The sequence below is a fragment of the Rossellomorea sp. H136 genome (assembly GCF_056838065.1).
Window position 1 is genome coordinate 1856929 of record NZ_CM166371.1, and the last position, 15472, is coordinate 1872400.

General features: G+C 40.4%; 12 protein-coding genes. 11 read left to right on the plus strand and 1 reads right to left on the minus strand.

Translation table 11 applies throughout. The annotated features are described in order from the left end of the window. Positions 1-9: 9 nt before the first annotated feature. Positions 10-1770 carry a vWA domain-containing protein gene (locus ACYH0O_RS09410; protein ID WP_482632535.1) on the plus strand — a complete coding sequence of 587 codons (1761 nt, stop codon included), beginning with the start codon at positions 10-12 and terminating at the stop codon, positions 1768-1770. Further along, entirely contained in the window at positions 1754-4525 is a 2772-nt protein-coding gene (locus tag ACYH0O_RS09415) for a VWA domain-containing protein (protein WP_482632053.1), read from the plus strand. Before ACYH0O_RS09410 ends, ACYH0O_RS09415 begins: the two co-directional genes overlap by 17 nt. 35 nt (positions 4526-4560) lie before the next feature. On the opposite strand, the gene ACYH0O_RS09420 is transcribed toward ACYH0O_RS09415, so the two are convergent. Further along, positions 4561-5427, minus strand: coding sequence for a mechanosensitive ion channel family protein (locus ACYH0O_RS09420; RefSeq protein ID WP_482632054.1), 867 nt, complete (start codon positions 5425-5427; stop codon positions 4561-4563). 358 nt (positions 5428-5785) lie between these two features. On the opposite strand from ACYH0O_RS09420, the gene ACYH0O_RS09425 reads away from it, so the two are divergent. The 9 genes from ACYH0O_RS09425 to ACYH0O_RS09465 all read left to right on the plus strand — a co-directional run bounded on the left by ACYH0O_RS09425 (position 5786) and on the right by ACYH0O_RS09465 (position 15422). Beyond that, positions 5786-6328, plus strand: coding sequence for a peroxiredoxin (locus ACYH0O_RS09425; RefSeq protein WP_113968382.1), 543 nt, complete (start codon positions 5786-5788; stop codon positions 6326-6328). A gap of 131 nt (positions 6329-6459) precedes the next feature. Beyond that, positions 6460-6915, plus strand: coding sequence for a TlpA family protein disulfide reductase (locus tag ACYH0O_RS09430; RefSeq protein ID WP_149155364.1), 456 nt, complete (start codon positions 6460-6462; stop codon positions 6913-6915). A gap of 205 nt (positions 6916-7120) precedes the next feature. Further along, positions 7121-8875, plus strand: coding sequence for an ABC transporter ATP-binding protein (locus ACYH0O_RS09435; RefSeq protein WP_482632055.1), 1755 nt, complete (start codon positions 7121-7123; stop codon positions 8873-8875). A 4-nt stretch (positions 8876-8879) separates the two neighbouring features. Further along, positions 8880-10709, plus strand: coding sequence for an ABC transporter ATP-binding protein (locus tag ACYH0O_RS09440; RefSeq protein WP_149155366.1), 1830 nt, complete (start codon positions 8880-8882; stop codon positions 10707-10709). Positions 10710-11118: 409 nt separating this feature from the next. Then, on the plus strand, positions 11119-11424 hold the full coding sequence (locus ACYH0O_RS09445) for a nuclease-related domain-containing protein (RefSeq protein ID WP_482632536.1): 306 nt from the start codon (positions 11119-11121) through the stop codon (positions 11422-11424). 99 nt (positions 11425-11523) lie between these two features. Beyond that, positions 11524-11946: a hypothetical protein gene (locus ACYH0O_RS09450; protein WP_482632056.1), complete on the plus strand. Its 423-nt coding sequence runs from the start codon at positions 11524-11526 to the stop codon at positions 11944-11946. A gap of 280 nt (positions 11947-12226) precedes the next feature. Continuing rightward, positions 12227-13564, plus strand: a complete 1338-nt coding sequence (locus ACYH0O_RS09455; protein WP_482632057.1) for a cytochrome ubiquinol oxidase subunit I — start codon at positions 12227-12229, stop codon at positions 13562-13564. Between the two features lie 74 nt (positions 13565-13638). Then, positions 13639-14652, plus strand: a complete 1014-nt coding sequence (locus ACYH0O_RS09460) for a cytochrome d ubiquinol oxidase subunit II (protein WP_482632058.1) — start codon at positions 13639-13641, stop codon at positions 14650-14652. A gap of 113 nt (positions 14653-14765) precedes the next feature. Next, positions 14766-15422, plus strand: coding sequence for a potassium channel family protein (locus ACYH0O_RS09465; protein WP_148968818.1), 657 nt, complete (start codon positions 14766-14768; stop codon positions 15420-15422). Positions 15423-15472: the final 50 nt, after the last annotated feature.

Consider the following 15472-nt stretch of genomic DNA (forward strand, 5'->3'; position numbering starts at 1 on the left):
GGTGATATGATGGGAATAGGGAATCCAATCTTTTTTTTATTTTCTTTTTATATAGCCGCTGTTATTTTAATGTATTTCTTTCGAAAACAATACAGAGATCAAGTTGTTCCTTCTAATCTACTATGGGAAGAGGTTATGAAGGAATGGCAAGCTTCTCCATGGTTTCATAGATTACAGAAAAATCTCTTACTTCTTTTACAAGTACTGATCCTTTTCTTCTTAATGATTGCCCTGGTAAAGCCTTACATATTTAACGAAATGGCCCCAAAAGATCATCTCGTCATTTTACTGGACACCTCTGCCTCTATGAATGCAGTGGTGAACAATCGATCTCACTTTGAAGAAGCAAAAGAAGACATTCAATCATTAATTGAAGGAACAGGTGGAAAAGTAACCCTATTAGGAGTGGGGAAATCTGTAACCACCATTGTCTCGGAAGAAACAAACGACCGGGTTGTTCTCAATGGTTTAAAGAACCTTCCATTATCTAATGACCACGAAGATATGAAAAAAGCGATTCACCTTGGAGAGGCATTGGCAAGCGGGTCGGAATCAATCATACATATCTTCTCAGACTCAATGGAGAAAGAGGATTTTACAGAAGAACTTACCACTCCTATTCAGGTACATAATCTTTTGACTAATCCTGTAAATGTTTCCCTTACAAGTTTCGGGGTTGAACGGCTAGGATCTTCTTATAAAGGAGTCGCTGTGATCGAAAATCAAAGTGAGGTATCATTAAGGGGTCACCTCGCCATTCACGATGAAAAGAATGAGATCTCTTCAGTGGAACTGACATTGGATCCAGGAAAGGAAACCGTTGTTCCAATATCTGATCTTTCCCATAGCCCAATTTATAAGGCGGTAATCGATGTTAATGATGATTACATGGAAGATAACAGTCTTTCAAATATTCAGGCTGCTTCAAAGCCGGCCATTCATGTTATAGGGGAAATTAACCCCTTCTTATTAAAAGGGTTTCAATCGATCGGAGTTGACGTGAAAACCATTGAAGAGGATCAAAAGAAGTCCGGGGATGAAATCATCTTGACCACAAAGGAGAAGTGGCAGCAATTATCGTTCGAGAGCCCTGCCATGATCGTCCCGGCTCGGTCAAATGAATCCAATCCTCTGACACATGGGATTAAAGCAACGAATGAAGATCCCCTATTAAAACATGTTGATCTGGAAAAAGTGTATGTGGAAAAAGTGAATTCCATTCAAATAAAGAATCTCCAATCAGTTGCTACAGCTGATTCCATTCCTCTCATTCAGAAGGGAGAAGTGAATGGTCAGAAGCTTGTCCTGTTAAATCTGCACCTTAACGAATCAGATTTCCCATTACATCCGGGATTTCCGATCTTTCTTTATAATTCTTATCGGTTTTTATCAGAAAATCATGGGTTTTTAGGCTATTATCAACCGGGAGAAGAGAGGACAATACCTCTTACGGGTGATAATTGGGATATATATTCCACTGAAGGTGAGTTTGTAAAAGAGTGGAATGGGGAGGGAGGGTTCAAAGCACCCGAAGCCCCTGGTGTATATCAGGCTATACGAGATGGTAACACGAAATATTTCAGTGTCGTACTTGATGATCGGGAAAAACAATTATCAGAAGGGGCTTCTTTTTCACTTGAACCCATTAAAGGAATGAAAAACGAGGAATCAAAGAGCATTCCCCAAGCACTTACTGTGAGGTTTCTAATCTTGGCAATTCTTTTATTATTTATCGAATGGGAGGTGTACAGACGTGGGAGTCGAATTTAAAGAAATCCTTTGGTTATGGTTAATGATTCCCCTTGGATTTGTACTCTTCCTATTTGCGAAACAGGGATTGCAGAGGAAAGAAGAAAAGCTCGTCCTCATATTGAGGGGATGTGGGATGGGTCTATTGATCATTGCCCTTGCTAACCCGTATATTACGTTCCCGGATAAAGGGCGGTCGGTAATTATTCTAGCAGACCGTTCTGCATCTGTGGCGGAACAAGAGAATCACATCCTGAATCTGATCAATCAAGCATCCCGAACCACGAGGGAACATGATGGTTACGGAATCGTTGCCTTTGGAGAAAACTCAGAAATTGAACGAACAATTTCACCAGAAAGAAATCATATCGATCAATTTGCAGGAGAGATCAAAGAGAGAGAAACAAACCTCGAAGAAGGACTGGAATATGCATCGAATCTCCTAACCCGTGGGGGAAGAATTGTCGCCATCACAGACGGGAAGGAAACGACGGGGTCTGGGGGAAATGTCATACCTTTATTAAAGGGAAAAGGGATTGAAGTGGATTGGATTCCACTTTCATCGGATACGAAAGAAGACGTGGCTGTAACTAATGTTACATCGCCCTCCATTCAATATGACGGAGAAGAAACAACCATAACCGTTAACGCGTACAGCACAACAAAAAAAGAGATAGAGATGCACATATCCTTAAATGATCGGTCAATCATTAAGGAAATTGTACAGGTGCAAGAAGGTGACAATGAATTTCAGTTCAAGCATGTCGTAGGTGAATCGGGTTTATTGGTATATAAGGCAGAGGTGTTTACTAAAGGGGATGGAAACAAAGAAAATAATACCTTATACAATCTTGCCCGTTCAGAAGGTCCAGCCAAAGTCCTCCTTTTGGAAAACCCTTCGGGGGAAAGTTCATTAACTCCATTACTGAAAACAGCAGGGTTTAGCGTCGATTCATACAAACCTGAGCAGTTACCGGCAAAGCTGACTTCCTATCTGGAATATCAATCGATTGTTTTTGATAATGTATCTGCCACAAGCATTCCTGAGAATAAAATGCTTCTCATGGAAAAAAGCGTAAAAGAATTTGGACGAGGATTTATCATGTTTGGCGGAAGTGACAGTTTTGCCCTTGGCGGATATTTTAAAACACCTATCGAGAGATTACTGCCCGTCGATATGGATGTGAAAGGGAAAAAGGAGCTTCCTTCTCTTGGTCTTGTCATTGTTCTCGACCGCTCAGGCAGTATGAATGGTCAAAAGATTGCTCTTGCAAAAGAAGCTGCTGCGAGAACCGTCTCTTTACTAAGAGATAAAGATACGTTGGGAGTCATTGCATTTGACGATCGACCATGGGAAATGGTCGAGACGAAACCACTTTCTGATCGTAAAAAAGCAGAAGAGCAAATACGCTCTATTTCACCTGGTGGGGGAACGGAAATCTTTTCCTCCTTACAGCAAGCATATAAAAGTTTAGAAGATCTACCTTTAAAAAGAAAACATATTATTCTTTTAACAGATGGACAATCTGCGACGACTGGTAGTTACCAATCACTCGTAGAGGATGGTCACGATAAACAAATCACGTTATCCACCGTCTCAATCGGTGAAGGAGCAGATCGAGGTCTATTAAATAATTTGTCCCAATGGGGAAAAGGTCGATTTTATGATGTTGTCGACGCCAGTGTGATTCCGAGTATCTTAACAAGGGAGACAGTCATTACTACAAGGACCTATATTGAAGACAATCCATTTTATCCAGTGATTTCTTCGTCTAAATGGGAAACGATATTTACCGAAGGCATTCCGCAAATGAATGCCTATATTGCCACTAGTCCAAAAGGCACTTCTCAAGTTGAAGTGATGAGTGAAAAGCAGGACCCAATCTTGGCAACCTGGAGATATGGTCTGGGGAGGACATTTGCATTTACGTCTGATTCAACTGGAAAATGGACAGGAGATTTCATCAGATGGAAAGGATGGCCGACGTTCGTTAATCAGCTTGTTACCCGTTCGTTTCCTGATATTCAATCCAACCCGTTCACCATCGATGTGGAAGACGATCTGGGAGATACACAGTTAAAGCTTTCGTCATCGGAGGGAGATGTCTCGCAACTAGAGGTAACGGCACTTGATGAAAGTGGAAAAGAGATCCCTGCAACGACGAGAATCAAGGCTCCGGGAGACTATGAAGTCGAATTCGAAAGCAGGTTATCACCTGGACTATATCATATGAATATCTCCAAGACAGGTGAAGAGAGTGGAAGCTCATACCAAACAGGCTTTTCGATTCCATATTCGAAAGAATACTCCTACAAGGGGGGAACGCGATCACTGGAGGAGATAGTAGAAGAAACAGGGGGGAAGAGGTATTCCTCGACTAAAGAAGTCTTTAGAGAGTTCGAAACCAAATCATCCAGAGAACAATCAATCCGTACAATCCTTATCATTATAGGCTTCCTGCTTTTCTTTAGTGAAATTGCAATAAGAAGGTTTGGATTAGGTCCTATCTTAGGAGTCTTTAATAAACTTAAAAGGGGGACACCTGTTTCCGTTCCTAAAGAACAAACAAGCATTGACCAACTTGGCAGCAAAGTGAAACAGAACCGCGAGCGGAATGAGGGGGAGAAACCTATAAGCAGTAAGCAGTCTATGCCTAAAGTTTCAGAGGAAAAGGGGCCGATAATCAATTCCAAGGTTAAACAAGATCCTCAAGAAACAAGGGATGATGATCGCCTACAGCGTCTACTGAATGCAAAAAGGAGAATAGACAAATAAAAAGAGAAGGACGGCGCCTTCTCTCATCACTTTCATTAGTCTTCCTTTTTCTCAATGTAAACCTGATGAGGGTAAGGAATTTCAATTCCATTTTGATCAAGAGCTTCTTTTAAAGCTTTACGAAGCTTTCGTTCCACTCCCCATTGCTCCATGTTTTTCGTTTTACATAACACTCTCAGCACTACATCGGAAGCGCCAAGTGTCTGAACACCTAACACATTTGGTCCGTCTACAATATTGTCATCTTCTTGAGCGATGGTATCACAAACCTGCTGAAGTACTACCATGGCTTTGTCAATGTCATCGTCATATGAGATCCCGATATCAACAAGTGCTCTCATATTACCGCGGGAATGATTGCTGACACTCGTAATTTCTCTATTTGGCACATAATGCAGAGTGCCATCGAACCCACGGATATGAGTCGTTCGTAAACCAACCTCTTCTACAATCCCTGAGAAATTTCCAGTGGACACGTAATCTCCTACATCCACTTGCTTTTCCAATAGGATAAAGAATCCAGTCACTACATCACTTACTAATCCTTGAGCCCCAAAGCCGACTGCAAGTCCAACAATTCCTGCTCCGGCAAGAATCGCCGTCACCTGGATACCGAAGATTTGTAAAATCGTGACAAAGAAAACAAAAATCAAGATGTATCCGATTATATTTTTTGAAAGACTTTGTAATGTTTGGGCGCGACCTTCAGAAACATCATTTCTCTTTCGGTATTTTTCAAAGACTCTCTCAACCACTTTGTTTGCCGCACCTTTCACGATAATGAAAGCGATCCAAAGCGCTACTATCTGTAAGGCGCCTATTCCGATCGTCACCAATAGACCGCCCCAATTAAAATTGGAAAGTCGGTCACTTAAAGTACTAAGACCAAGTATGTAATTCAATCCAAAACATCCTTCCTTTTAAATAATGACCATTCTAGTATACACAATTCACCATAGGACATGTCAAAGAGTAAATCATAAGGCATATTGTTTTATTCCCCAGTTGAGAAATGGTAAACTTTATGTAGATGTTTATTCAAGCAGAAAAGTGAGTAAACTTCTATATAATAGGGAAAACCAAGTAAGGGATGCAGTTAATAGATTATAATTATTTTAATATTAAATTGATTATAATTTAACATTGACTAAAAAAAACTAATCCTATATAATGAAAATTGTGATTCAGAAAGGACAGGCTGTCACGTCTTCCTTTCTCTGGTAAAATATTTCATTAAAAACTCATTGGAGGGATTCACTCATGGCAGAACGCATGGTAGGTAAACAAGCTCCACGTTTTGAAATGGACGCTGTATTGCCAAACAAAGAATTCGGTAAAGTGTCACTGGAAGAAAATATGAAAAATGGTAAGTGGACAGTATTGTTCTTCTACCCAATGGACTTCACTTTTGTTTGTCCAACTGAAATTACAGCAATGTCAGACCGTTACGATGAGTTCGAAGATTTAGATGCAGAAGTTATCGGTGTCTCTACAGACACTATTCATACACACTTAGCTTGGATCAACACTGACCGTAAAGAAAATGGTCTTGGTGAGTTAAGATACCCACTAGCTGCAGATACAAACCACAGCGTATCCAGCGAATACGGAGTCCTAATCGAAGATGAAGGTATTGCTCTTCGCGGACTATACATCATCAACCCGGAAGGGGAACTACAATACCAAGTAGTATTCCACAACAATATCGGCCGTGACGTTGAAGAAACTCTACGTGTTCTTCAAGCACTTCAAACTGGCGGACTTTGCCCGGCAAACTGGAAGCCAGGTCAAAAAACTTTATAATCTTTAAATGAATAATGGCCTAACCGTTTGTTAGGCCATTTTCTTATCATGTTGATTTTTTCAGGAGTAGTACAAAACCATCCTGTGAACAATAGAAAAAAGATCGATATAAATTAAGGGAGGCCATATTAATGAAGCTTCGTGAACCGATGCCAGAATTAAACGGTGCTACAGAATGGTTAAATGGAGAAGTAACAAAGGCAGAGCTGGTAGGAGAAAAGCCGACACTTATTCACTTCTGGTCCATCTCATGTCACCTTTGTAAAGAAGCCATGCCACAAGTAAATGAATTTCGTGATCAATACAGCGATAAACTGAATGTTATGGCTGTTCATATGCCACGCTCCGAGGATGACTTGAATCTGGACGAGATAAAGAAGGTAGCGGCTGAGCACGAAATCACTCAGCCAATCTTCGTAGACAGTGAGCATAAACTGACAGATGCATTCGAAAATCAATATGTCCCAGCTTACTATGTATTTGATAAAGACGGGAATCTTCGTCACTTCCAAGCGGGCGGAAGCGGAATGAAAATGCTTGAAAAACGCGTCAATCGTGTGCTGGATGAAATGGAAAAAAGCGAATAAGTTCAAACGAAATATGTGGAAATAGATCGGTCAAAAGACCGATCTATTTTTTTGGATTCATTTTTACAATTAATATGAATAATAAGACTAGAAGGATAATTCTTAAAAAAGTAAAAAATTCGAAAAAAAGGGTAGATAAATATTTCGAAAGCCGATATATTTATTAGTACGTTCTTTTTTTTGTAACGTTGAAGGGGGAGAAATTATGGATACATTTAAAAAATTGAAAGCCTTTTATTGGCCATATAAAAGGCATTTTATCATTTCAATGATTTTCTTGATTTTTGTAACAGTGATCACTGTAGTCTATCCCATGATCCTGCAAATCACGATTGATGATGTGATTCTGCAAGGGAACTATCAGTGGATTCCGTACTTAGCATTTGGATTTATCGGCATAATGATCGTGAAAGGCGTTGCCACATTTATTCAACAATACCATGGGGATCTATTCGGTATAACTTCGGTTTATCGGTTGAGAAACGAATTGTATGAAAAGCTTCAATTCCTTCCATTCAGTTACTATGATAACGCCAAAACAGGGGATCTGATGTCCCGGTTGACGGCAGATGTAGAAGCATTTCGTTTCTTTCTATCCTTTGGTTTTTCAGAACTGCTTCGCTTTTTCCTTTTAGTAACGGTAAGCTTTGGTGTTATGTTTTATTATTCGCCTCAACTGACATTCGTCACCCTCGTTTCGTTACCGTTCCTGGCAATTGCCGTATACAAATTTGATAAAGCGGTTCATCCTGCTTTCAGGGGTATCCGTAAATCGTTCGGAAAACTGAATACAAATGTGCAAGAAAATATTTCAGGAATCAATACAGTGAAATCATTATCGAGAGAAGATCATCAAATCAACAAATTCAACCAATCAAATGGTGATTACAAAGATAAATACCTTTTTACCTCGGACATTTGGGCAAAGTACTTTCCATTAATGGAGTTTTTAGGAAATGTAAGTGTGGTGACACTCCTCGCGTACGGTGGTTATCTCGTGATGAATGGCAACCTTCAACCAGGAGAGCTTGTCGCGTTTTACAGTTTAGTGTGGTACATTATCTGGCCGATCATGAATCTTGGATTTACGATTAACCTGTTTTCCCAATCGAAAGCATCAGGGGAACGTTTACTCGAAATTCTTGAAGTGGACGAAGAGATAAAAGATCATCAAGGTGTTCTTAACGTCGATCGGATGAAGGGTGAAGTAGAGTTTAAGCACGTGTCCCTGAATTACACCGTTCATGATGAAGCAGCCCTCGAGGATATTAACTTTAAGGCTGAACCCGGAAAAGTCATTGGTCTGATCGGAGGTACCGGCTCTGGTAAAACGAGTATCACCCAGCTTATCACTCGTTTCTATGAACCTGAAGAGGGAGAAATTCTCATCGATGGACGAAGTCTGAAAGATTACTCTTTGAAATCACTTCGAAAAAATATCGGTTTCGTACTTCAGGAATCTTTCTTGTTCTCCTCGACGATCAAAGCGAATATATCGTATGGACGACCGGAAGCAAGCATGGAAGAAATCATGGAAGCAGCAAAACGGGCACAAGCCCATGATTTTATTTCAGAATTGCCGGATGGCTACGACACAAGGCTCGGTGAAAGAGGCTTAGGTCTTTCGGGTGGTCAAAAGCAGCGGATTGCCATTGCCCGTGCGATTTGTACAGATCCATCGATCCTGATCCTTGACGACGCAACAAGCGCCGTAGACATGGAAACTGAATTCAGGATTCAAAAAGCGCTAAAAGAGGTCATGTCGGATCGAACGACCTTTATAATTGCCCATCGGATTTCATCCCTCAAGCATGCAGATGAAATACTCGTACTGGAAAATGGGAAAGTCGTCGAGAGGGGAGTTCATGACTTCCTACTGAAAAATAATGGACCGTATCAACGAATCTATGATATCCAATACAAAGACCAGAAAAAGATATTACAAACTCAGGAAGGGTAGGTGAGTGGATTTGAGTCAGAAAAACAAAGTGAACAAAAGCGTATTAAGCAGATTCCATTACTCTACAGATCAAGTGATCGATAAATCGTTTAACTGGGAACAACTCTACCGGTTATTAACATATTTAAAACCCTATTCTAGAAAACTCCTACCTTTATCCATCATTACCGTTCTGATCACAACAGCAGTACGGTTGATCGTACCAATTCTGATTGGGGTATACACATTAGACAAAGCAATCAGGCAAAAAGATTCCAATTTACTATTTACACTAGTTGGAATTATCGCAGGACTCTATGTATTGAACTACGTTGCAAATGTGCTCAGGATCAGGTGGATGAATCAGCTGGGGCAAGGAGTTATTTATGATTTAAGAAAGCACTTATTCAGCCATGTTCAATGGCTATCTCATCGCTTCTTTGATCAGAGATCAGCCGGTTCCATCCTGGTTCGAATCATGAATGACATTAACTCCCTACAGGAGCTCTTTACAAACGGAGTTATTAATCTTTTAATGGATATCATTCTACTCATTGGAATCATCGTCATACTCTTTACGTTAAGTCCTGAGTTAACACTTGCCGTCATGGTCATTCTGCCAATCATGTTTTTTATCTCAACCAGCTTGCGAAAAAACATCCGCAGATCCTGGCAAATGGTTCGTCTCAAGCAATCGAAGCTGAACTCCCACCTGAATGAAAGTATTCAAGGAATCCGTGTTACTCAATCATTCACTCAAGAAAAAGAAAACATGGCCTTCTTCGATGGGGTAAACACTGAAAACTTCGATAGCTGGAGAACAGCTACAAAGAAAAATGCCATGTTCCGCCCGCTGGTAGAACTGACAAACGCCATCGGGACAGCGGTCCTCATATGGTACGGTGCCCATCTCATTCAAGGCGGCTCACTGGAACTGGGAGAATTCGTTTCATTTGCTTTCTACCTGGGGATGTTCTGGGAACCCATTTCAAGGCTCGGTCAAGTTTACAATCAATTACTGATTGGAATGGCTTCGTCGGAGCGTATCTTTGAATTCCTTGATGAACAACCGATTGTAAATGAAAAAACGAATGCGGTGAACCTGACTGACATCAAAGGAAGAATACAGTTTGAGAATGTAGAATTCTCTTATGATGACAAACGAAAAGCACTCCAAAACATCAACCTTGAAATGAAAGCAGGCCAGACCGTCGCATTAGTTGGTCATACTGGATCAGGAAAAACGACAATCGCTAACCTGATCAGCCGTTTTTACGATCCAACGAACGGTGAAGTGAAGATTGATGGAGTAAACCTGAGGGATGCATCGGTTTCAAGCTTACGAAGCCAAATCAGCATCGTTTTGCAGGATACTTTTATCTTCTCGGGAACGATCATGGATAACATCCGATTCGGACGCCCTGATGCTACGGACGAAGAGGTTAAGAAAGCCGCCGAAGCAATCGGTGCCAATGAATTTATCGAGAAGCTTTCCAATGGTTACGAGACCGAAGTGGAAGAACGGGGCAACGTTTTATCCGTTGGTGAAAGACAATTATTGTCTTTTGCACGAGCACTTCTTGCGAACCCTCGAATCATTATTTTAGATGAAGCAACAGCATCTATTGATACGGAAACAGAAGTTAAAATTCAAAACGCGCTAAAAAAACTACTGAACGGTCGCACTGCAATCATCATCGCCCACCGCCTATCTACGATACGTGAGTCGGACAATATCTTTGTTCTGGAAAATGGAAGAATTAAAGAATCCGGTAACCACGATGAGCTGATGGAGCAACAGGGTGATTATTATGAATTGGTTAAATCGCAGTTCAGGATGTTGGATGCGATGTGAGTTTGGAGGAGCCCTGCACTGGTGTGTGTGGGGCTTTTTTGTTAGGGGAGTGGTGGTGTGAGGTGTTATAGGTGGTTTAGGGGCGGTGGGATGTTGCGAGGAATTTGTCGTAATTTGCAGAACGGTCGGTATAGTGAAAAAAAGGTTGATAAAATCAATTTTCGGTTGCTAAACCAGAATAACGGTTGATAAATCTCTCTAACGGGAGATACAAAAATCATTACTTGAATTATTCCAAAAATAAAGGGAATTCTTGTTAGAAAATAGAATACTAGTTAGTACCAAATTGGAAAGGAATGATAATTTGATCATTAAAGTAAGAGATATCCCCTTAATTATCATCTATTTTGAAGCCTTGTTAAGGAGGCTACCCCGAGAATCCAGCCTCAGATCCAAGATTGAAGAAAACTTGCTTAAGGCTTGGACAGGTTACCATGGAGAGTGTAAAGTAGACCGGCAGTTGAGTACAATTGATAATCAACATATGCTCGTCCTTAACGATCTCTGTATACCAATGGGGGAGAGTTTCTTTCAAATTGATACTCTAATTCTCACTAGAAATTTTATATTGATTTTAGAAATAAAAAATATAGCTGGATCCATGGAATTCGGAGCTCAATTTGAACAATTTTCCCGGACTCTTAATGAAGAAGTAACAGGCTTCCCTAATCCCCTCTCACAAGCGAATAGATATAAGATTCACCTCACACAATGACTCCATAAGAAAAAACTCCCTATTATTCCAATTGAATTTTTAGTTGTATTCACAAACTCTTCTTCTTTAATATCTACCTCAAATCAGAGTAAGGAGGCTTTGGATAGGGCTATCAGAATAGAGAATCTCGTTGCAAAATTTCTTTCCATTCAACATAGTTGCTCTAATTCGAATTCAATTTTTGAAGTTAAGGAAATTAAAAAGATTGCCAATACCCTAATGAAGGAGCATGCTCCATTTTCTAAATATCAACAACAGCATGAAGGAATCATACCTGGTGTTAGGTGTACCAGCTGCGAGAGATTCAATATGGTACGTAACATGAGATCTTGGTACTGTCCTGATTGTGGAGAACTTGACCGGAATGCTCACCAACAGGCCATTTATGATTACTTACTCCTAGTAAGCCCGATTATTACTAACAAACAAGCAAGAGAGTTCTTAGGTGTTGAATCCTCCAGAGTGGCCAATCTTCTACTAAATAACATGAACCTTACCTCAAAAGGTAAAGGAAAAGGTTGAATCTATTCTCTCCCAAAAACTTCACCCATCAGTAATCTCTAGTCAATTTTTGTACCAATATATCTTGAAAAACAAGCCACATGCCCCCAAGCAACATCATTGCCAACCACCCCAAAAACCTCTAAAATAAAAGACCAATCAATGTTTGTGAAAAACGTCACAAAATATTCATGTTCAACATATCACAAACTCATTTTCAGGTTTTATAATGAAAAATAAGTGATAAACAGTAGAAAAGAGTTGTTTACGATAGTAAGTAGATCAGTAGGGGGAGTATAGAATGGTTTTAGATGGTGTAATTTTGAGTAGAATGCTCACTTCGACAACCCTTGCATTCCATATTATTTTTGCGACGATTGGGGTAGGGGTGCCGATTATGATTTCCATTGCGGAATTTATGGGAATCAAACGAAATGATCCTCATTATCTTTTGCTTGCCAGAAGATGGGCGAGAGGATTTACCATTACGGTTGCGGTGGGAGTTGTAACAGGTACAGCCATAGGGTTGCAGCTGTCTTTATTGTGGCCATCATTTATGCAGGTGGCCGGACAAGTGATTGCATTGCCATTATTTATGGAAACTTTTGCGTTTTTCTTTGAGGCTATCTTTTTAGGAATCTATCTTTATACTTGGGACCGTTTTAAGAATAAGTGGATTCACTGGCTGTTGACGATTCCGGTTATGATTGGTTCTTCGGCTTCAGCACTGTTTATTACAACGGTGAATGCGTTTATGAACACTCCTCAAGGATTTGAATTAGAGAATGGAAAAGCGATTAATATCGATCCGATTGCTGCAATGCTGAATCCTGCCACGCCTACGAAAGTGTTTCACGTATTGACGACTGCCTATTTAACATCGGCTTTAGTGTTGGCGGCGATTACGGCATTCGCGATTCTTCGTAAAAAAGGCGGGGAATATCATAAGAAAGCCCTGCGTTTAACGATGGTTTCTGCTTTGATATTCGCTTTTGCAACCGCTCTGGCAGGGGACTTATCTGCTAAATTTCTTGCCGAGTATCAGCCTGAAAAGCTCGCTGCAGCGGAGTGGCACTTTGAAACGGAAGAGAATGCTGACTTGATCGTATTCGGAACGCTGGATGAAAATAATGAGGTCCATAATGAGATCCGCTTACCTGGATTCTTAAGTTTTCTAGCCGGGAGTTCTTTTGAGACAGAGGTTATAGGTCTGAATGAATTTCCTGAAGATGAGCGGCCGCCTTTATGGGTTCACTATATGTTTGACCTGATGGTATCAATTGGGTTCTACAGTATCTTTATTTCTTCAGCATTTGTTTTATTCTGGAAGTGGAAGAAGCGGAATGAATGGAATAAACCGTTGCTATGGGGAATTGTAGCGAGTGGACCACTTGCGATGCTAGCGATTGAATTTGGATGGATTTATGCCGAAGTGGGTCGCCAGCCATGGATTATGAGAGGGTATATGAAAGTGGCAGATGCAGCAACTAAAGCTGATGGAGTAGGCTTGACGTTTGCATTGTTTGTTGGCCTCTATATCCTTCTGGGTGTGCTATGTGTGGTTGTACTGATTAAAATGTTTAAAAATAAGCCTGCAGAGGCGGAATTAGAACAACGTTTTCCTAAGAAAGCGAGTTAAGCAGATATATATAAGACTCCTTCTTTTCAGATGACTGAGAAGAAGGAGCTTCAAGCTTTAAGGGAGGAATGGGTATGAGTTTGGAAGTTGTGGGGATTACCGTATTGTGGATTTTCCTCTATGGTTACCTGATAGTAGCCTCGATTGATTTTGGAGCCGGCTTCTTCGCCTTTTATGGGAGAATGAAAGGCAAGGAGCATACATTGAACGTGTTGATAAGTCGATACCTTTCTCCGGTATGGGAAGTAACCAACGTCTTTTTTGTCTTCTTCTTTGTGGGTCTTGTGGGATTCTTTCCTGACGCAGCCTATTATTATGGAACGGCATTATTGCTTCCGGGAAGTATCGCCATCATTTTAATAGCTATAAGAGGAAGTTTCTATGCTTTCGGAAATTACGGATCAAAGGACAATATCGTTTATCTGTTTCTATATGGGGCGACCGGGTTATTAATTCCTGCTTCCTTATCCACGGCATTAACGATCTCAGAAGGTGGATTTCTGGAAGAGAAGGGAGATAAGGTCATCTTCCTCGCAAAGGAGCTTTTTACCAGCCCCTATTCATGGAGTGTAGTGGCCCTCTCCATTGTGTCGGTGTTATTTATCAGTGCGACATTTCTAACTTATTATGCAAACCGTGCAGGAGATATGGATTCCAGGGAGGAACTAAGGACGTTTTCTCTGTTTTGGAGTGCACCTACGATTCTCGCAAGTTTATTAGTATTTGTATCGTTGAGAGAGCATAATGCAGAGCATTTTGCGAAGGCGATTGATATTTGGTGGATGTTTGGGTTGTCACTCCTATGCTTCTTTGGTGCATCGCTATTGATATACGTGCGTAAGAATTTTGGAACGGCATTTATATTGGTTATGCTGCAATTCTTCTTTGCCTTTTTTGGCTATGGTGCATCGCATTTACCTTATATTCTAAAACCGTTCATTACGATAGAAACAAGTGTAACGAATCCAACGATGGGAATGGCCCTGGTCATCGTCTTCATAGCAGGATTGCTATTATTGATTCCATCTTTATATCTGTTAATGAGGCTGTTTTTATTTGATGCAGATTATGTTAAAGGTAAGAAGTGATTAATCTGCAAACCCCATCTAAATTTAATACAGGGGAACAACAGGGAGAAATTTCATTTTCTCCTTTTTTTTATGCTAAAATAAAGGATATAGAGAGTGCGGGGGGATGTATGGTGAAAAAAGAGTTTGTGGTTGTTGGTTTAGGACGATTTGGAGGCAGTATTGTCCGTTCATTATCAGATCAAGGCATGGAGGTTATGGCGATTGATCAGGATGAAGATAAAGTAAATGAATTCTCTTCCATTGCTTCTCATGCGGTAGTGGCAGATGCAACGGACGAATCCGTATTAAAAAGCCTGGGAATCAGAAATTTTGATCACGTCATTGTGGCTATTGGAGACGATATCCAATCCAGTATCTTAACCACCTTGATGATGAAAGAAATCGGAGTGAAAAAAATTACCGTTAAGGCTCAAAATGATTATCATGAAAAAGTATTGCGCAAAATAGGTGCGAACCAAGTCGTTCATCCGGAACGTGATATGGGAAGAAGGATTGCTCATAATATCGTTTCGAATAATGTATTGGATTACCTGGAACTGTCGGATGAACACTCCATCGTAGAGATTGTGGCGAATGAAAATCTGAGTGGGAATTCATTAATTGATCTGGATATACGTGCTCAATTTGGAATCAATATCGTGGCGATTAAGAGACAAAAGGATATTATTGTGTCTCCACAAGCAGATGAACAAATTCGTGAAGGTGATATCTTGATCGTTATCGGTGCAGATACGGATATTAACCGTTTTGAAAAGAAGGTATTATAATAATAAAAAAGAGGCTGACCTTCATATCGGGTCAGCCTCTTTTTTGATTG